General features: G+C 35.9%; 17 protein-coding genes. 5 read left to right on the plus strand and 12 right to left on the minus strand.

Annotation, left to right across the window (positions count from 1 at the left end; all coding sequences use genetic code 11):
• Positions 1-702: 702 nt before the first annotated feature.
• Positions 703-3747, plus strand: a complete 3045-nt coding sequence (locus DN394_RS12400) for an efflux RND transporter permease subunit (RefSeq protein ID WP_098705006.1) — start codon at positions 703-705, stop codon at positions 3745-3747.
• A 43-nt stretch (positions 3748-3790) separates the two neighbouring features.
• Here DN394_RS12400 and DN394_RS12405 read toward each other — a convergent pair whose 3' ends face one another.
• The 4 genes from DN394_RS12405 to DN394_RS12420 all read right to left on the minus strand — a co-directional run bounded on the left by DN394_RS12405 (position 3791) and on the right by DN394_RS12420 (position 7238).
• Positions 3791-4315, minus strand: a complete 525-nt coding sequence (locus DN394_RS12405) for a P-loop nucleotide/nucleoside kinase family protein (protein ID WP_097917666.1) — start codon at positions 4313-4315, stop codon at positions 3791-3793.
• Positions 4316-4450: 135 nt separating this feature from the next.
• Entirely contained in the window at positions 4451-5371 is a 921-nt protein-coding gene (pstA, locus tag DN394_RS12410; protein WP_097994502.1) for a phosphate ABC transporter permease PstA, read from the minus strand.
• Positions 5372-5373: 2 nt separating this feature from the next.
• The gene (pstC, locus tag DN394_RS12415) at positions 5374-6264 is read right to left on the minus strand and encodes a phosphate ABC transporter permease subunit PstC (protein WP_000676675.1); all 891 of its coding nucleotides are present in this window, start codon (positions 6262-6264) and stop codon (positions 5374-5376) included.
• A gap of 71 nt (positions 6265-6335) precedes the next feature.
• Entirely contained in the window at positions 6336-7238 is a 903-nt protein-coding gene (locus DN394_RS12420) for a phosphate ABC transporter substrate-binding protein PstS family protein (protein WP_131933925.1), read from the minus strand.
• A gap of 509 nt (positions 7239-7747) precedes the next feature.
• Between DN394_RS12420 and DN394_RS12425 the strand changes: the two genes are divergently transcribed.
• From DN394_RS12425 to DN394_RS12435, 3 genes are read left to right on the plus strand one after another with little or no spacing between them, the layout of a single operon-like run.
• Positions 7748-8005 (plus strand): FeoA family protein, encoded by a 258-nt coding sequence (locus DN394_RS12425; protein ID WP_000252989.1) that lies wholly within the window; start codon positions 7748-7750, stop codon positions 8003-8005.
• Entirely contained in the window at positions 8002-8724 is a 723-nt protein-coding gene (locus DN394_RS12430) for a FeoB small GTPase domain-containing protein (RefSeq protein WP_000033850.1), read from the plus strand. The genes DN394_RS12425 and DN394_RS12430 overlap by 4 nt, the downstream gene beginning before the upstream one ends.
• On the plus strand, positions 8702-10102 hold the full coding sequence (locus DN394_RS12435; RefSeq protein WP_087979479.1) for a nucleoside recognition domain-containing protein: 1401 nt from the start codon (positions 8702-8704) through the stop codon (positions 10100-10102). Before DN394_RS12430 ends, DN394_RS12435 begins: the two co-directional genes overlap by 23 nt.
• A gap of 62 nt (positions 10103-10164) precedes the next feature.
• Here DN394_RS12435 and DN394_RS28955 read toward each other — a convergent pair whose 3' ends face one another.
• The 8 genes from DN394_RS28955 to DN394_RS12470 form a co-directional block, all read right to left on the minus strand.
• Entirely contained in the window at positions 10165-10302 is a 138-nt protein-coding gene (locus tag DN394_RS28955) for a hypothetical protein (protein WP_087979478.1), read from the minus strand.
• An 11-nt stretch (positions 10303-10313) separates the two neighbouring features.
• Positions 10314-11480, minus strand: coding sequence for a Ger(x)C family spore germination protein (locus DN394_RS12440; protein WP_141475206.1), 1167 nt, complete (start codon positions 11478-11480; stop codon positions 10314-10316).
• Entirely contained in the window at positions 11464-12588 is a 1125-nt protein-coding gene (gene gerLB / locus DN394_RS12445) for a spore germination protein GerLB (protein ID WP_098110383.1), read from the minus strand. The genes DN394_RS12440 and gerLB overlap by 17 nt, the downstream gene beginning before the upstream one ends.
• Positions 12589-14067, minus strand: a complete 1479-nt coding sequence (gerLA, locus tag DN394_RS12450; protein ID WP_097917670.1) for a spore germination protein GerLA — start codon at positions 14065-14067, stop codon at positions 12589-12591.
• 101 nt (positions 14068-14168) lie between these two features.
• Positions 14169-15641 (minus strand): sodium:solute symporter family protein, encoded by a 1473-nt coding sequence (locus tag DN394_RS12455; protein ID WP_097917671.1) that lies wholly within the window; start codon positions 15639-15641, stop codon positions 14169-14171.
• A complete protein-coding gene (locus tag DN394_RS12460; RefSeq protein ID WP_097917672.1) occupies positions 15638-15835 on the minus strand; it encodes a DUF3311 domain-containing protein in 198 nt (65 codons plus the stop codon). The genes DN394_RS12455 and DN394_RS12460 overlap by 4 nt, the downstream gene beginning before the upstream one ends.
• A 1-nt stretch (position 15836) precedes the next feature.
• Positions 15837-17012, minus strand: coding sequence for an amidohydrolase (locus DN394_RS12465; protein ID WP_097917673.1), 1176 nt, complete (start codon positions 17010-17012; stop codon positions 15837-15839).
• A 132-nt stretch (positions 17013-17144) separates the two neighbouring features.
• Entirely contained in the window at positions 17145-17855 is a 711-nt protein-coding gene (locus tag DN394_RS12470) for a C39 family peptidase (RefSeq protein WP_149293836.1), read from the minus strand.
• Positions 17856-18235: 380 nt separating this feature from the next.
• Here DN394_RS12470 and DN394_RS12475 point away from each other — a divergent pair, with 380 nt between their 5' ends.
• Positions 18236-19651: an amino acid permease gene (locus DN394_RS12475; RefSeq protein WP_046953778.1), complete on the plus strand. Its 1416-nt coding sequence runs from the start codon at positions 18236-18238 to the stop codon at positions 19649-19651.
• Positions 19652-19663: the final 12 nt, after the last annotated feature.

The raw sequence follows: 19663 nt of genomic DNA on the forward strand, positions 1-19663 counted from the left end.
GTTCAGTTTTCAAAGAACTTGTCTGCCGCTTCAGAAGCGACTTCACCATATTAACATCTTCATTTTTCGATGTCAACTACGTTTTAAAATTTCTTTTTTGTCGTTTTCTGCGTTTCCGCATCAGCGACGTTTATTAATATACCATCATGATTTTTAAATAACAAGTGTTTTTTTAAAAAAAACACAAAAAAATATCCATCCTACTTTCTTCTATATAGAGACACCTCATCCCATCTATGGAAAACAGCTATTTAAATTGTATACCAATACACTCTAGTTAACCAAACTGTATTTCATAACCCCTTCCTAGATTTTCATTCTCTTCTATATTAAAGCCCTGATCATTTACTTCTCTATAGACTAACAATATAAAAAAACAAATCAATCCAAACTAAAAAAATAGATTCAGCACTTCCCTCTCCAATCAGCATGTTCACTTTCTATAATAAAGCGAACATGCTGATCTTTGATTTTGTTCTTCCCGAAGATTATTAACAGATCAGACGAATCCAACCGAATTTTGAAGCAAAGGTCTTATCACCCAGCGAATAGCGCGCTAACTAAAGACATCCCAACAAAAATATTAACTTAAGAATATTTTTAGAATTTTTTTACATTTAATTAATGAAAAATATCCATTTTTTGTTATATAGTAAGAAAGGACGTACTCAACTATAAATAAACCAATGGAGGAATCACTTTATGGATAGGTTAACAAAGTTCTCATTAAAAAACCGCGCCGCTGTTATCATCATGGTTTTTCTCATTTCCATACTCGGCATTTATTCCGGCTCTAAATTACCTATGGAATTTTTACCAAGCATCGATAATCCAGCAGTCACTGTCACAACCTTATCTCAAGGACTCGACGCTGAAGCGATGACGAAAGAAGTAACTGATCCCCTCGAAAAACAATTTCGCAACTTAGAACACATCGACAGCATCACCTCTTCTACGCACGAGGGATTATCACGCATCGATATCGCGTATACATCCAAAGCAAATATGAAAGATGCAGCACGCGAAGTTGAAAAAGCCATTAATACAATTAAATTACCTAAAGATGCAACGAAACCCGTAGTAAGCCAATTAAATACTTCTATGATTCCACTCGCTCAAATTGCAATCCAGAAGCAAAATGGATTTTCAAAAGCAGATGAAAAACAAATCGAAAAAGAAATCGTACCACAACTCGAAAGCATTGATGGCGTTGCCAACGTTATGTTTTTCGGAAAATCAACTTCTGAATTATCTATCGTACTAGACCCAAACCAATTAAAAGATAAAAACGTAACAACCGAGCAAATATTAAAAGTTTTACAAGGAAAAGAAACGTCCACTCCAGCTGGAGCCGTTACCGTTAATAAAGAAGAATATAACCTTCGTGTCATTGGGGATATAAAAAATGTAGATGATATTAAAAACATAACCGTTGCACCTCAAGTAAAATTACAAGATGTTGCTCAAATTGAACTTAAACAACACTACGATACAATCTCACATATAAACGGAGAAGAAGGAACCGGATTAATCATCATGAAAGAGCCAAGTAAAAATGCAGTTGCAATCGGAAAGGAAATCGATAAGAAAATCAAAGATATAAGTAAACAATATAAAGATCAGTTTTCTATTAAACTTTTAGCCTCAACTCATGAGCAAGTTGAAAATGCTGTTACTAGTATGGGCAAAGAAGTAATTCTTGGAGCAATTGCTGCAACTCTAATTATCTTAATCTTTTTGCGTAACTTCCGAACGACACTCATCGCCGTTGTCAGTATTCCATTATCTATTTTATTAACACTCTTTTTACTACACCAATCTAACATCACACTTAACACCTTAACGCTTGGTGGTTTAGCAGTTGCAGTTGGACGTCTCGTCGATGATAGTATCGTTGTCATCGAGAATATTTTCCGTCGTTTACAAAAAGAATCTTTCTCTAAAGATATTATTCTCGATGCAACGAAAGAGGTCGCCGTCGCAATTACTTCTTCTACTTTAACAACAGTCGCTGTTTTCTTACCTATCGGCCTCGTATCAGGAGTAATCGGAAAATTAATGTTACCTATGGTATTAGCAGTTGTATATTCTATACTATCATCCTTAATCGTTGCACTAACAGTTGTTCCACTTATGGCGTTTTTACTACTCAAAAAAACAAAACACAAAAAGCCAAGTTCTTCACCACGATATGTCGCTACATTAAAGTGGGCTCTTTCGCATAAATTCATTATTCTACTTACCGCCTTTTTATTATTCGCAGGATCAATTGCAGCCTATGTATTACTACCGAAAGCGAACATAAAATCTGAAGACGACACAATGTTATCTATTAATATGACTTTCCCAGCTGATTACGCTCCTGAAACGCAAAAACAAAAAGCCTTCGATTTCGAAAAGAAATTACTTTCTAATTCGGATGTAACAGATGTTATTTTACGAATGGGATCTAGCGCAGAAGATGCACAATGGGGACAAACGACAAAAAATAATCTTGCCAGTATATTTGTAGTCTTCAAGAAAGGCTCTGATATTGATCAATATATTAAAGAGTTAAAGAAAGAACATAAAGCTTTTGAGCCTGCTGAACTAGATTATATAAAAACAAGTTATTCAAGCTCTGGTGGTGGCAACATTTTGCAATTCAACGTAACAGCAACTAACGAAACGAATTTAAAAGAGGCTGCTACTCTCGTTGAAACAAAACTAAAAGATATGGATGCTCTTTCTAAAGTAAAAACGAATTTAGAAGACTCTAAGAAAGAATGGCAAATCCATATTGATCAAACAAAAGCCGAACAACTAGGATTAACACCAGAATTAGCAGCTCAACAAGTGGCATTCCTTATGAAGAAATCACCTATTGGTGAAGTTTCAATCAATAATGAAAAAACAACTATTATGATAGAACACAAAAAAGAAAACATTACTAAACGAGAAGACATTTTAAACACAAACATATTATCACCTATTAATGGACCAATTCCTTTAAAAGACATAGCAACTATTTCAGAAAAGCAACTTCAAACAGAAATTTTCCATAAAGATGGGAAAGAAACGATTCAAATTACTGCAGAGGCGTCTAATGAAGATTTAAGCAAAGTAAGCACAGAAGTAAACGAAGTGATAGCTAACTTAGATTTGCCTAGCGGCGCCAAAGTAACTATTGCAGGTGCAACTGAATCTATGCAAGAAAACTTCACAGACCTATTCAAAATTATGGGGATTGCAATCGGGATTGTATATTTAATTATGGTTATCACCTTCGGACAGGCGCGCGCCCCTTTTGCAATTTTGTTCTCCTTGCCATTAGCAGCTGTCGGCGGTATTTTAGGATTAATCATTTCAGGAACACCTGTTGATGTAAATTCCTTGATCGGCGCATTAATGTTAATCGGGATTGTCGTTACAAACGCTATTGTATTAATAGAAAGAGTGCAACAAAATCGGGAACACGGCATGGAAACAAGAGATGCCTTACTAGAAGCGGGTTCCACTAGATTACGCCCAATTATTATGACGGCTATAACAACGATCGTCGCGATGCTTCCTCTCCTATTTGGTCAATCGCAAGCAGGAAGCATGGTATCAAAAAGTTTGGCAGTCGTTGTTATCGGTGGTTTAGCGGTCTCAACCGTTCTTACATTAGTAGTCGTTCCAGTTATGTATGAATTATTGGATAAAATCGGGAGAAAAAGACGCTCTCGTAGAAAAATAAGCACTTCCACAGAAACACCTGATATTTAAAAGAAAAAGCGTTATCTTCATGAATGAAGATAACGCTTTTTCTCTACCTACTCATATAATCCATCATTTTTTCCACATACCGCTCTAGAGGTTCACTAGAATCCACAATAAGATATTCACTATTTAAAGGTCTTTCACTACCATCTAACCATTTTTTAAAAGCTACTTCCGAACCTACTAGTCCAATCTGACTGACCATACGCTTACGTGTTTGTAGTCTGTTGTTAATCTCTTCCATATCATTAAGATAACATTCGATATATTTATATTTTACACCATGTTTATTAGACAGTTTCATTCCCTTTTCAACCATCCCTTCATATAAACATGGACTATCCAATATCACACTATGCCCTTGTTCTAAATAAGAATCAATCAATACCCATTCAATATCGTATGATACTCCTCCAACAATCGTCGATTCAATCCCTTTCATTTCTAATGATTGTAACAACGCTGATTTCAAAACGTCATGATCTATAATTACAGCACCTGTTAACTTCGCTATATACTTAGAAACTGTGGATTTTCCCGATCCTGGAAATCCTGACATTTGTAGAAAAAACAAAGTAACTTCCCCTCTCATCCGCACCTATTCATCTATATAATCAATTACAAATTCAACAATCCTTACATCCATTCCTTCTATATTAAAATACAAAAAGAACTCCCTACTTATAAATAGAGAGTTCCTCTTTATCATTTATGCCGCTTTTACTTTCTTCGTCGGTTTACTTTTTCTTTTCGTTCCTGTAAAACGTTTGTGCAATACAGATGCTACTAAGCGTGAAATAACGTTGAATAGTAATACCATAATAATTAATACAGCTGCAGATTTTGTCGCAATCAACTTTGCATCCGGAATAACTCCTTCAGAATTTAACTTCCAAATGTGAACCGCTAACGTTTCAGCTGGTCTAAATGGATTTAAAGGATGCGCAGGACTTGAGAAGTCCGCCGCTGAATTTAAAATCGGGGATGTTAAACCCGCTGTGTAAATTAACGCTGCCGCTTCACCAAATATACGACCCGCCGCTAAAATAATACCTGTAATAATTTGCGGTAATGACGACGGAATAATAATACGAGCAATCGTTTGCCACTTCGTTGCACCTAATCCAAGACTCGCCTCTTTTACATTATGAGGAACTTCTGAAATTGCATTTTCACAAACACGTGTTAAACCTGGTAAGTTTAAAATAGTTAGAGCAAGAGCACCACCCATTACTGTGTATCCCCAGCCTGTCATTGTAACGAACACTAACAAACCGAATAAACCAACAACAATAGAAGGTAAAGACGCCATTGTCTCAATACATAAACGAACAAAATTTAAAAAACGCCCTTGTTTTGCGTACTCTGCTAAATATATTCCAGCACCTAACCCAAGAGGAATAGATATAACAAGCGTTATAACAAGCATGTAGAAGGAATTGAATAACTGCGGACCAATCCCACCACCAGCTCTTGTATTACTTGGTTCTCCAAACAAGAAATTAGGATCCCAAAATCCCCATCCCTTTTGCAAAATTTCAAACACTAAGAATACTAGCAGAGCTACAACTAAAGCTGCAACTGCGTAAAAGATACCTGTCCAAATTTTATTTACCGTTCTTGCATTCATTATTATCGCTCACCTCTTTGCCCAATCGCTCGAATTACTAAAATAAACAGGAATGAAATAACAAGTAAAATCATCGCTAAAGTCCATAGCGCATTATTCCAAGCAGTTCCGTTCAATGTATTTGTCATGTCCATTGTCAAAATACCAGTTAACGTCGCTGTCGGACTATATATTCCTTCTGGTAATTTAATTGTGTTCCCGATTACCATTTGAACCGCTAATGCTTCACCAAAAGCACGCGCTAAACCTAAAACAACACCTGTTAAAATTCCTTTTTTCGCAGCAGGAACAATCACTCGGCTAACCGCTTGCCATTTCGTTGATCCTAGACCGTAAGAAGCTTCTAAATAATCAAATGGAACAGAGCGTATTGCATCAGAAGCGATACTAGCAATAGTAGGTAAAATCATAATACTTAATACAACAATACCTGCAATTAAACTAAATCCCACTCCCCCGAACGAATCACGTAATAGCGGCACTAAAATCGTAACCCCTAATAATCCGTATACAACCGAAGGAATACCAACTAATAATTCTAAAACGGGCTTCAATACTTTATTTCCAAACTTCGGCGAAATTAAATTCATGAATATAGCAAGAGCTATAGCAATTGGCGCACTAATAATAACCGCACCTAACGAAACCACCGTTGAACCTACAATAAAAATCAAAGCCCCGAAGGTTCCTTCGTCAGCATTTGGATTCCATTTTGTCGATGTTAACATCTCAGTAAATGAGATACCACTTTGTGTAAAAGATTGAATACCTTTACCGCAAATAAACGCAATAATAGCTAATGTAATTAAAACAATAAAAATACCACAAAACGTAACAAGCGATCTTCCTATATATTCACTTTTTACGTAATTAATTTGTTTTTTCCCCTTCATCACAGGTCAGACCCCACTTCATAGATTGAAATGAACAGGACTGGCCTTGCAGCCAGCCCCATAAAAATTTATTACTTATTTAATTTAGACATTGGGATGTAACCCATATCTTCTACTTGCTTTTCAAAGTCTTTGCCTTTTACATAATCAATGTAAGCTTTCGTTGCTTCTTTCGCTTCACCTTTTGTTACCATGTACTCGTAAGACCAGAATGGATATTTACCAGACGAAATGTTTTCAACTTTTGGTTCAGAACCATCAATTTTCACTGTTTGTAGCGCACCTTTTTTATCGCCAACCATGTAAGACATTGCTAAATAACTTACTGAACCTGGAGTAGAATTGATTGCTTGCTCTACTGCACCGTTAGAATCTTGTGTTGTACCAGTTCCATCGTTAATTTTCGCTTCCTTCATAACTGTCTTTTCAAATGTAGCACGTGTACCAGATGAAGCTGGACGGTTAATTACGTTGATTTTTTCATCTTTCCCGCCTACCTCTTTCCAGTTTGTTACTTTCCCAGTGAAGATATCTTGTACTTGTTGCACTGTTAAGTTATCAACTTTTACATCTTTATTTACGACAAGTGCGAATGCAATACCCGCAACCTTGTTATCTACTAATTCTTTCGCTTTTTCAGCATCTTTTATTTTATCTCCCGACGGAACATCTGAATTACCAATTTGTACTGCACCCGATGCTACTTGGTTAATCCCAGTTCCACTACCGCCACCTTGCACTTGAATAGAAACTTTTGAATTTTTCTCCATGAATTTCTTTCCAGCTTCCTCCGCAAGAGGTAGAAGAGCTGTAGAACCAGCTGCTGCAATCGTACCTGATAATTCTTGTTTTGTATTATCGCTTCCTTTAGCAGGTTCTTTACTAGCTGTATCATCTGCTTTCCCACATCCAACTAACGCTCCTGCCACCACTAAAGCCGCTAAAGAAAATTTAATACCTTTTTTCATAATCATGTCTTGTACCCCCATTTGGATTATCACTTTTCGAATTCATTTTCTTTCGAACACAAATTCATTGTAGGACAACAATATTATGTGAGTGTTAAGCAATTTTTAATTTTAAGTAAATGACGATAATAACCCTTAAAAGCTAGGAATCCCAACATTTATAGTTAAAGAATCCAACAAAATCCACACTAATTAAGCTGTAATGTAAATTTATTCTTAACAATGTAAATTCAATGTAAATATTTTTCGCTCTTTTCCCCTTTTAGTTAAAGATACATTTACAAATCCATTGTATTTTTTAACTTTTACACTCTTACTTTATTTACATTAAACAGAATTTCAGTAATATTTTTTAGTACAACTAAATAAATTGGAACAATTCTAAAAATAAATGAATATTTTTAAAGTACCAATTGACAGCATCATCCAATGTAGTCTACTATATTACTAACAAAAAGTTTACCTAAGGAAACTTTTTAGACTTAAACTAACAATATAGAGATGAGGTAACTTTTATGGTATCGGCTAATACAAAACCACTTTCCGAATTTAAGACAGGAGAGTTCGTACAAATTGAGAAGATACAATTAGAAGGAACTATGAAACGGCGGTTATTAGACTTAGGATTTATTCCTGGGGCAACAATTAAAGTATTACAGCGCAGTCCTCTCGGAGATCCGGTCGCTTATCAAGTAAGCAACACAACTATTGCACTACGTAAGGAAGAAAGTTCCCTTATTTTCGGGGTATTAATAGGAGATGATTTCAGATGAGCAAACATCGCATTGCTTTAGCTGGCAACCCGAATACCGGGAAAAGTACATTATTTAATACTTTAACAGGCTTAAAACAACATACTGGAAACTGGACGGGAAAAACTGTTTTAAAAGCTGAAGGGGAATATGAACATAACGGCAGTAAATATACATTAATAGATTTACCTGGAACTTACTCACTATATTCAAATTCTGCGGATGAAGAAGTAGCAAGAGATTATATTATATTTGAAAAACCAGAAGTAACTGTAGTTGTTATAGATGCAACTGCAATGGAAAGAAATTTAAATTTAGCCCTCCAAGTGATGGAAATGACAAGCAATGTAGTCATTTGTATTAATTTAATTGATGAAGCGGAGAAAAAAGGCATCGTTATTGCTGAAAAGAAATTAGCAAAATCGCTCGGTGTACCTGTAGTTAAGATTTCTGCTCGTAACCGAGTAGGTATTGGACATTTGCTAAGTGTTATCGCTAAAGTAGCAAATAAAAAATTAATTCCAACACCAATTAAAATTTCTTACAGTGAAAAAATCGAAAATATGATTCAGGAATTAGAACCACAAATTTATAAAGTGTTCGGTGATACGTATCCAGCACGTTGGATTGCGTTACGTATATTAGATGGAGATAAAAATTTCTTAACTACACTTCAAAAACACCATAATGAACCACTTGTAAGGGAGGTCGTAATGAATGGAATCTCACTCAGCCAGTAAAGCTCTTCCATTAGACTATATTATTCAACATGCACAAGCACTCTCAAAAGAAGATATACGAGATGATATTGTCGGAGATATTTATCGAACATCTGCAAGCATATGTAAAGAGTCTGTTCAATATACAAATACTGATAAATTGTATCGTTCTGAAAAACTAGATAAAATTTTCACATCTCCAATCTGGGGATTTCCAATTATGCTCGGTATTTTATCTATTATTTTTTATCTTACAATTGCAGGTGCTAACGTACCATCTGATATGATTGCTGAGTTTTTCGGATGGACCGAAGGATATTTAACATCTTGGTTCCAGGCAGCACATGCACCCGAATGGCTACATGGCATTTTAATACTTGGTTTATTCCGTGGTATCGGTGCTGTTATTAGCGTTATGTTGCCACCTATGGCAATCTTTTTCCCTATGTTCGCACTATTAGAAAACTACGGATATTTACCACGTGTCGCTTTTAATATGGATCGCTTATTTAAACGCTCCGGTGCACATGGCAAACAATCTTTAACAATGGCAATGGGCTTTGGTTGTAATGCAGCCGCTATTATGTCAACACGTATTATTGAATCACCACGTGAACGTATGCTTGCAATCTTAACAAACAACTTCGTTCCTTGTAACGGTCGCTGGCCTATGTTAATTTTAATGGCTTCATTATTTATGGCCGCTGGTTATACAGGTAGTATGCAAACATTAGTTACCGCTGGCGTTGTAGTTGGAATGGTTGTAATTGGTGTTATTATGACATTAACCGTTTCTTGGGTACTATCAAAGACAGCTTTAAAAGGTGTGCCAACTCACTACACACTTGAGTTACCGCCGTACCGTAAGCCAAAGGTTTGGAATACAATTGTGCGTGCAACACTCGATAAATCAATTTATGTTTTAAAACGAGCTGTCGTTGTAGCTGCTCCTGCGGCTGCATTAACTTGGTTACTTGCTAACATTTTCATCGGTGACACAAGCTTACTTATGTATTTTGTAAACTTCCTAGATCCATTTGCTAAAATGTTAGGACTTGACGGTTTTATTCTAGCTGCATTCATTCTTGGACTACCAGCGAATGAAATTGTTATCCCGATTTTATTAATGTCTTATTTATCAACTGGAGCTTTAACTGAAATAGATGATTTTAATCAAATTAAAAATCTATTCTTAGAAAATGGTTGGACTTGGTTAACAGCGTTAAACACAATGTTGTTCTCACTTCTTCATTTCCCATGTGGAACAACACTGGTTAACATATATAAAGAAACAAAAAGTGCAAAATGGACATTCTTATCGTTTGCAATCCCTACCGTTATCGCCATTGTTGTGACATTCCTCTCTACACAGTTGGTACATTGGTTAGGGCTTGTATAAAAGCAAAGCATACATAGAAGGTATCCCCCTTCACATTTGCTTTGCGCGAAAGAAACCTGATATCATTCAGGTTTCTTTTTTTGTGCATCAGTATTCCAAGGCTGTGCTCCATACGTTGTGAGTTTCTTATGAATAAAGTATACGGCTCCCGGAAGAACTGCCATTAATATCGTGCAACTAATCCCTAATCCAGTAAACAACTTACATCACCTTATTTCACTCTTTTCGGTAAGGCGGAACCTGAATGTTCAATTGTTGGATGAACATGAACAGTAATTTCAGCATTACTAAAGTAATTTTCGCCTTGATCCCAATTCTTATCTATCTTCTTCCATTCTTTATAATTATGCCGCTTATATACTTCTCCTAACGCTAATACATCTACCTTATATTTTTTTTGAACAAGCTTAATCGATTTTTGGATACGCTTCTCCATTTCTTCCGCAATGGTTTTCTTTAATCGCTTTTCATTCATAATTTGTTTATGATCACTAAAATGTAACTCTGCTAAAGTCCCTTCCAAAGATAAATGGATATCAAACTTCGGTTTTGTAGCATTTTCCGTAGATACTTTAATCTTTCGGCGCATCTTATGAATTTCGTATGTAACAAGCTGACCTTGTTTACGGATAGTAAAGAACCCTCCAATTTTTTTACCTATTACATAATTCATTCCTAATGTTTCTTCTCCATTCAAACTGCCTACACACTTATTATCTTTTCCACGAAATAACGCCGCCCCGTTCATTTGCACCCCTTGTTTTGTTAGTTCAAGAATAGGTAATACAAAACTTTGGTTAGCAATCATTTTTTGCTGTACCTCACCAATTCTTGCAGCTTCAATCATTTGAGCATTTTTCGGAGGATGCTCAGCTAACATATCAATATACTGCGCCGGTAAATTTTCAGGCTTAGCGCTCTGCTTTAAAATAGCTTCTGCATTTTTCTTAGAAACGAACAAACGTATATTTCTTCTCATCTCATGATCACGAATATATACATCTAACGTATTTTGTAAAACATATGGATTCGATAATAAATCTTTAGAAAAAATTATCACTTGTATGTGCGGAAAGAATAGTGAGCGACTAATTTTTTTGGCAATAATTCGTATTTGCTCAAAGACACTATCTGCCTTCGCACTAACATTAATATAATTTTCACTATCTCCACCGCTTTGGCCACCTTGCTGCGCTAACTTACTGGGAAGTACCATCTGATACGTCCCTTTCATAATTGGATTTGATTTCTTTTTTTTCACAATATCATAGGCTGCACCTACTACAAATCCCCTTTCTTCTATTTCTTCTAGCTCAGAGCACCCACTAATAGATCCAGCTAAAACCATAACCATTATGATTTTAAGAAGGTGTTTCATTTCCACCATTCCTTCTTTTTATTTTATATACAATAAAAACGAGCAAAGGTGCTAACACAACAAACCCCATATCTATCCAAGCTAAATACGTACCGTAATTTGACAAATCATTTAAACTACTCGGTATCATATTCACCATAAAAATAATAGGGGCACTTACGAAAATAAAAATATGTTTCTTCACTTTCGGAAACATAGCACAAAACAATAAAGATGCGACGTCATAATACATTGCTGTCGTGTTATAAATAGTAATAATCCAAGTAGTAAAAAAAATTGCATCAAACCTTTCTAAAAAACCCCCACCAATTTCAATTTCTTTCCCTAATTCAATTGTTGGATATGTCAATCCACGCGTTGTCATATACGTAAAAACACTAATACAAGTTACATATATTAAAATGTATGACAACACGTTTACTATCACCGCTTTTGCAACTGCCATTGGCGCTTTTTTCGCTGTCTTATCATTCAGCAACACAGCATAAAATAAAGCTACCTCAAATCCAATAAACGTAAAGATAGAATTTTTAACGCCAACTGCATATTGACTAATATTCGTTTGAAAAGCTGGTAGTAAATTATTTATTTCCATTAAATTTATATTCAATAAAGAAAGAAGCACTATCGCAATTAAAACGATAGGCAAGAATAGAACATTTAACCTTAATAAGGCAGCTCTTGATCCTGCTATTCCATAAATAACGACTAATAAGAAGAAGAAAGACAGTAGTTGTATCGGTGTATCACTAAATAAATACGTTTGTGAAATAATTGCAATCATTCGTGACTCATATGCTGTCAAAGCAGCAAACGTTAATACTAAAATGCTACTAATTGTGTATGCAACAGGCTTTGTCAAATGCGCACTCGTATATTGAACAAAGTTTTGTTTCGGGAATAAAATAGCTACCCTCGTTACAAACCAACCTAAAACCGCGCATATCAATCCACCCAAAAGCAAAATAATCCAACCGTCTGAAAATAAGGTTTGCATAGCAATATCTCGCGGCATAGACAATGCACCTATCCCAATAATTGTCGACGATACCGCAAAACCAAGTTCCCGAGATCCAATTTCTTCATCCCCATATTCAAATGGTTTCAATTACTCTCGCTCCTTTGGACGTATTGTAGAATCTTTCGTTTGTAAGTACTCTGGTCTATCTTTCAACATCGATTTTGGCATACGAATAAGTTCTTCTTGCCAATCTTTATAAAATGCAGGAGCAATAGGCGTTGTATATGGCACCCCAACACTCTTCAAATTCGTAATATGAACCGCAAGTGCAATAAGGGCTAAAATAATTCCATATAGCCCAAAAGCAGTCGCCGCTAAAACAAAGACAAAAAGTAAAATCCGAAACGTAATTGTAATGCTATATACAGGCAGTGAAAATGTAGCAATTGCAGTAACTGCAATAATAATTACTAAAAATGGATTTACAATCCCTGCGTTCACCGCAGCTTCTCCAATTACGAGACCACCTACAATCCCAATTGTTTGCCCCATCGGTTTTGGCAACCTAATTCCCGCTTCTCGTATTAACTCCATCGTTAATGCCATCATTAACGTTTCTATATATGCCGGAAATGGTACCCCTTCTCTCGCTCCCGCAATAGAATAAGCTAATTTAGATGGAATAAGCCCTTGATGATACGATACAAGCGCTACGTACATGGCAGGTAATAAAACAGCAGCAATACCCGAACCCATCCGCAAAATTCTTAATAAAGTTCCAATTACCCAACGCTCATAGTGATCTTCCACAGATTGAAAAATATCAACAAATACTAGCGGAGCTATAAGGGCAAACGGTGAGCCGTCCACCAAAATAGCTGCCTTTCCTTTCGCTAATGAGGCCACAATATTATCAGGCCTTTCTGTATTCAAAAACTGCGGAAACGGTGACAAATTATTATCTTGAATTAATTGCTCAATCGTACCCGTCTCAAAAACGACATCTGTCTCTATTGATTGAAGACGCCGATCTAGCTCTTTCACAATATAAGGATTAATAATATCTTCTATATATACTAGGGTTACTTCTTTCTGCGATCGCTTCCCCATAATATAAGATTGAAACCGTAACTTCGGGTCACGTAAACTACGGCGAATTAACATTTTATTCACGTTAATATCTTCATTTAATCCAATCCTCGGTCCACGTATTAAATCTTCTGTTACTGGCGGTTCTAAACTTCTTTTTTCCCAAGCTCTACTATTAATCACGATAGCGTTTTGAATATTATCGATTAATATAACTGTATCTCCTGCTAAAATCGCATTTATAATATCCGGAAACGTTGTCTTCTTACCAACTTCTGCAATAGAAATAAAACGATCCAATAACGTTTGAACAACAGCTGCTTCATTTGAAACTTCTTCATATTGCAGTGTACGAACGACGTATTTATAAACATTATCCTTATCTGTTAATCCACATAAAAACACAACCGCACAACGTGTAAGACTACCTGCAAGAGCAACTTCCCTAATTGTTAAATCATTAGGCGAACCTAACTCATCCCTAATTTCTTTCATAATTTCAAATAAGTTACCTTTTAACTCTAACAATTCCCCCACCTAACTTCCTTTTCAACAAGTTTTTAGTTAGATTCCGCTAATAGAAGGAAATATATACAAAAAAGAGCTATCTCTTTTCAAAGATAGCTCTAGCACACGGATTACTTTTCTACTATTATATTGTCTGTCTTTATAGACACATTTCTCGTGAACCCGCTAACGATAAACATCACAATCATATTCATTAACAATGCGACTATACCTACATTTAAATCTTTTATATATTGAGGGAAAGCTGGAAACATCGTAGCTATAGTTGAACCAGATAAAGTAATATATGCGACCACTAACAACCCAATCCCCATCCCTGCAATTGCCCCTTGCTTCGTAATAACTTGACGTGGAAACAAACTACATACAAGTGCAGGGAAAAGTTGTGTCACTATACTATATCCCATTAAAAGAAGTGCCCCTATCGTTTCTCCACCTTTAAAAGTGAACAAAACAGCTACAAGCGTTACTACAGGAACAAATAATTTCGCAGCTTTTGCAACTTGTCGATCTGAAGCAGATGGGACCATTGTTCGGTAAATGTTTTTTGCTAATAAAGTCGACGCCGCCATAACAAGCATGGAACCCGGAACTAATGCTGTTAATACTCCTGCACTACCAATAATCCCAATAAACCATGGATCAAATGTTTGAAGAGCGAGACGGAATAACGAAAGGTCTACATCCCCTCCCTTTAACCCTGGAACTTGCAGTATGGCAGCAAAGCCTGCAAAAAATACGAAAAGCAATACTAAAGAATAAAGGGGCATGATCGCCGCGTTTTTCCTAAATACTTTTTCATTTTTTGCAGAGAAAGCAGAAGCAAATGTATGGGGCCACATATAGAAACCGAGAGCTGTTAATACAATAGTAGAAACAAACCAAGAAATGCTCATCCCTTCATCAGGTAAAGATAAAAATCCTGGTTTCGCTGCTTCTACCGCTTCGAACATCGGCTGAAATCCTCCGTAATAATGATATGGTAAATATATACCTAAAAACATAACGATAAACAGGATCATAATATCCTTCAAAGCGGCTGTCCAAGCAGAGCCGTGTATACCTGAAACCATTACATATATCGTTATAACAATTGCACCAATCCACACTGCAATAACTGGTGATACCCTTCCATAAGACGCTTCCGAAACGATAATTCCTAATCCTTTTAACTGTAAAACAAGATAGGGGATAATCGAAATAACCCCAATAATAGAAACGATAATGCCAAGTGTCTGACTCCTATATTTCTTCACAAAAAAATCTGGCTGCGACACAAGATTATGCTCTTTCGCATACTTCCAAACTGGCGGCAATAAAAAGTAAGATAAAATATAAGCTAATGCACCATAACCTAAAATATAGAAAGTAGGTGCTCCTTTACTATACGCCCATCCACTTCCACCTAAAAATGTGAACGTCGTATAAATTTCACCTGCCATAAGAAGAAAAACAAAAATAGTGCCAAATCCTCTTCCACCAACTGACCATTGCTCTAAATTCATATCTTTTCCATGTTGTGCCCGAATTCCTAAAAATAGTGCGAGAAACAAAAATAAAATAATGATAAGTAAGGCGGTCATTTTACATCCCCCTTATTAGCAGGATCAAATACGTACACAAGCCCCATACAAAGAGACGTAATGAGTACCGATAACAATATCCAAAACAATAAAAATGGCATCCCTAATACGTAAGGAGTAACTGAATTAGCAAATACGGGTCCAATAATTAAACAAAAAACTGGAATAAGCGCTAATACGTGTATTTTCTTCATCTCATTCTCCTTTACTTATAAAATTCATAATGGATGATACAAAGACTTCCACTCCAATCGGTAATGCATCTTCATCAATCGTAAAACGAGGATGATGATGAGGATATATAATTCCTTTCTCGTTATTTCCCGCTCCGATAAAAAAGAATGTACCTGGCGCCTTTTGTAAAAACGCTGAAAAATCTTCTCCAGCCATCGTCGGCTGTAAACGAGTAACTTGCTCTCTTCCATACAGCTGTAATGCTGTTTGCTCAATAATCTCTGTAACTTCATAATCATTTACTACCGGTCGATATCCATATTCATAAGAAAATGTATATTTCGCCCCGTAAGATTCCGTCACATGCTTCACAATCCGTTCAATCCTTTTCTCGGTTTCTTCTCGCAACTCATGTCTTAAACTCCGCACTGTCCCTTCAATCTCCGCTTGTTCTGGAATCACATTATGGGTTGTCCCAGCATGAAATTGCGTAACAGATACTACAAGGGAATCTAACGGATTTGTGAGGCGAGATACAATGTGCTGAAGTTGCGAAACGACTTGTGTACCGATTGCAATACTATCAACCGTTTCATGAGGGATTCCAGCATGTCCACCTTTTCCTTCTATCGTAATTTTAAAAACATCTGGAGCAGCCATTGCAGGACCATAAATTACACCTATTTTACCAACCTCTAACGACGCCCAAAGGTGAGCACCAATAATATAATCCACACATTCCATTACACCCGCTGCAACCATTTCCTCTGCACCGCCAGGAAAGTTTTCTTCTGCATGTTGGAAGAGAAAACGAATCTCACCTTTAATCTTCTCTCTTTTTTCTACTAACTTATGTACGACCCCAAGTAATATCGCTATATGTCCATCATGGCCACATGCATGCATCACACCTGGATATGTAGAAATAAAATCAAACTCATTTTCTTCATGAATAGGAAGAGCGTCCATGTCAGCACGAACCGCGATGGTTTTACCAGGTTGCTTACCAATTAACCTTGCCATTACACTATATTTAGTAGGTCTTGACACTTCTAAATATGGGATTTTTCGAAGTATATCGAATACAAACTGTGATGTTTTTTCTTCTTGAAAAGATAACTCTGGATACTTATGAAAATGCCTTCTCCACTCAATTAATTGATTTTTCGATAAAACCAGTTCCTTTGCAACATCCATTTCTCTTCGCCCCTTCTTCACCAAGTTAAATGTTATTATAACGTGAATTGTTAACTTTTAAAAGAATCTTCTGAATTTTCCGTTATAATAACTTAAAAATAAAAAGCCATCAAAAAGATGACTTTTTCAGTATTATAATATAGTAATCGCTTGTTTCCCCATTTGCTCCCAAGCTTTCTCAAACTCTGCTCGCGGAACAGCAAAACGCGGATTATTTTTAAGTGGATCATTTACATATACAAAGTTTTGATCATACCCAACTATTACTACACTATGTTCATAATATGTAATTTTCACTTCGCCAGAGCTTGTATTCCATGTTTCAAAACTACTCTCGGCTAGTGGCTTAAACGTTGTATTAATAATGACCCATACTGGCGAACCGGAACTAACTACTTTATACATATCTTGCACGTCTCTACCTGTTAAATTAACTACTTTTTCAGGAGCATATTTTTCTGCTAAATTAAAAATGGGTTGATTATATACACCATATCCTGGCTCTGCCTTCGTATAAATATTTCCAACGAACCCCTCATAAGGATTTCCACGTAAACCATTTTGTTCAAATGGAACACGATGAATTTCGCTAGCAAGTTGCATCTTATCTACTTGTATACCTTTGTATTGTAGCAACATAGCCAAACTTGTAACTTCACATCCACGAGGTAATTCTGGTAACTGATTTATAAACGGAACATTTTCAATCATAGTCGCTTCTTTCATTTCAGATAGAAACTCTAAACGGAACACTTGCGCCTTTTGTATAATTTTATCTTTCCCTATAAAAAACGCGGCAGCACATATAATTCCAAAAACAAAAAGATATTTTAACTTTTTCATTTTAAACAAAACTCCATTAATTATTATTTTACAGACATACCTCTTATCATTGTACCTTTCTTCTTACTAGTTTGCTAGAAAGATTCTGTGAATTATTGTTTACACTTTAATCATTATAAAATTCTAATTATTTTTAATAAAAAGAAAAAACAATATACTTTTCTGAATATTTTTGCTAAAATCAAAATAATTAACATAGTGAAGATATCACCTTGTTAATAAAAACATTCTTAGAGTATTTAATCATAGTTCGCATTTTTACATACTCCATTCATTTCATAATAAATAAGCCGAGTATGTGTCACATCCCCCACTAATGATTAAAAACTCGGAATGAAAATAAATTCATACATACAAGAAAATAACGGGGTGAGGGGCATATGAATCAACAAGTAGAACACACAGATTTAAAACGAACAATGAAAAGTAGACACCTATTTATGATTGCACTTGGTGGTGTTATCGGAACTGGCCTATTTATGGGATCTGGTCAAATCGTCCATAACGCCGGTCCTGGTGGTGCTATTCTTGCATTTTTAGTCGGTGGATTTGTTATGTATTTAACGATGTTATGTCTTGGTGAATTATCAGTTGCTATGCCAGAAGCAGGTTCATTCCAAAGCTATGCAAGCAAATTTATTTCACCTGGTTTTGGATTTGTTGTCGGTTGGATGTATTGGTTAAATTGGGCTGTTACAGTTGGGGTAGAGTTAACAACTGTAAGTATTTTAATGAAACGTTGGTTTCCAGACGTTTCTTCGTGGATTTGGTGTGTTACATTTGCAGCAGCACTCTTTCTTGTAAACGCATTATCAGCAAAGGCATATGCAGAAGCAGAATTTTGGTTCGCAAGTGTAAAAGTCGCAACCATTGTTATTTTCATCGTACTCGGTGGTGCAGTTATGTTCGGTCTACTAGACTTTAATGGAAAACCAGCGCCAATGCTTCACAATTTCACTGAAAATGGCGGATTATTTCCAAACGGTGCTTTAGCTGTTCTTCTTACGATGATTACAGTAAATTACTCCTTCCAAGGAACAGAATTAATCGGAATTGCTTCAGGAGAAAGTGAAAACCCTGAGAAAACAATTCCAAAAGCGATTAAAAATACCATTTGGCGAACTCTCTTCTTCTTCGTCCTAGCAATATCAGTTGTTGTAGGTTTACTCCCATGGCAAGAGGCTAATCTAGTCGAAAGTCCATTTGTACTTGTATTTGATGTAGCTGGTGTTCCATATGCAGCTGACATTATGAACTTTGTTATTATTACAGCAGTATTATCCGTAGCCAACTCTGGTCTATACGCAAATTCTCGTATGCTTTGGGCGATGGCAAAACAAGGGATGGCAAGTCCAGCTTTTACGAAGTTAACTAAAAAAGGAGTGCCACTAAACGCATTAATTTTCAGTCTAATTTTTGCAAGTTTGTCTCTATTAACAAGTATATTTGCGGCAGATACTGTCTTTTTAGTTTTAACATCTATTGCAGCTATGGCCGCTGTCGTAGTTTGGATGTCAATCGCAGCTTCACAGTTTTTCTTCCGTAGAAATTTCTTAAAAAACGGCGGGGACATTAATGATTTAAAATATCGCACACCGCTTTATCCAATCGTTCCAATCGTAGCATTCTCACTCAATTTTATTACATTTGTTAGTTTAGCTTTCATTCCAGATCAGAGAATTGCTCTTTATTGTGGTATTCCATTTATGATTTTTTGTTACATTTTATACCAATTAAAATATAAAAAAGTTGTCACATTTGAACAACAAATAAATCTAAAAAAAGAAGTAAACTAAATATACAAAATA

It is taken from the genome of Bacillus sp. BB081 (assembly GCF_008368895.1).
Classification (GTDB): domain Bacteria; phylum Bacillota; class Bacilli; order Bacillales; family Bacillaceae_G; genus Bacillus_A; species Bacillus_A wiedmannii.

Excerpts from the sequence above, each read along its gene's own strand:
- DN394_RS12465 (WP_097917673.1), bottom strand. The coding sequence starts at position 17,012 with ATGGATGTTGCAAAGGAACTGGTTTTATCGAAAAATCAATTAATTGAG.
- DN394_RS12430 (WP_000033850.1), top strand. The coding sequence starts at position 8,002 with ATGAGCAAACATCGCATTGCTTTAGCTGGCAACCCGAATACCGGGAAA.
- DN394_RS12455 (WP_097917671.1), bottom strand. The coding sequence starts at position 15,641 with ATGACCGCCTTACTTATCATTATTTTATTTTTGTTTCTCGCACTATTT.
- pstA (WP_097994502.1), bottom strand. The coding sequence starts at position 5,371 with ATGAATGCAAGAACGGTAAATAAAATTTGGACAGGTATCTTTTACGCA.
- DN394_RS12460 (WP_097917672.1), bottom strand. The coding sequence starts at position 15,835 with ATGAAGAAAATACACGTATTAGCGCTTATTCCAGTTTTTTGTTTAATT.
- DN394_RS12470 (WP_149293836.1), bottom strand. The coding sequence starts at position 17,855 with ATGAAAAAGTTAAAATATCTTTTTGTTTTTGGAATTATATGTGCTGCC.
- DN394_RS12475 (WP_046953778.1), top strand. The coding sequence starts at position 18,236 with ATGAATCAACAAGTAGAACACACAGATTTAAAACGAACAATGAAAAGT.
- DN394_RS12440 (WP_141475206.1), bottom strand. The coding sequence starts at position 11,480 with ATGAAACACCTTCTTAAAATCATAATGGTTATGGTTTTAGCTGGATCT.
- DN394_RS12425 (WP_000252989.1), top strand. The coding sequence starts at position 7,748 with ATGGTATCGGCTAATACAAAACCACTTTCCGAATTTAAGACAGGAGAG.
- DN394_RS12400 (WP_098705006.1), top strand. The coding sequence starts at position 703 with ATGGATAGGTTAACAAAGTTCTCATTAAAAAACCGCGCCGCTGTTATC.
- pstC (WP_000676675.1), bottom strand. The coding sequence starts at position 6,264 with ATGAAGGGGAAAAAACAAATTAATTACGTAAAAAGTGAATATATAGGA.
- DN394_RS12435 (WP_087979479.1), top strand. The coding sequence starts at position 8,702 with ATGGAATCTCACTCAGCCAGTAAAGCTCTTCCATTAGACTATATTATT.
- DN394_RS12420 (WP_131933925.1), bottom strand. The coding sequence starts at position 7,238 with ATGATTATGAAAAAAGGTATTAAATTTTCTTTAGCGGCTTTAGTGGTG.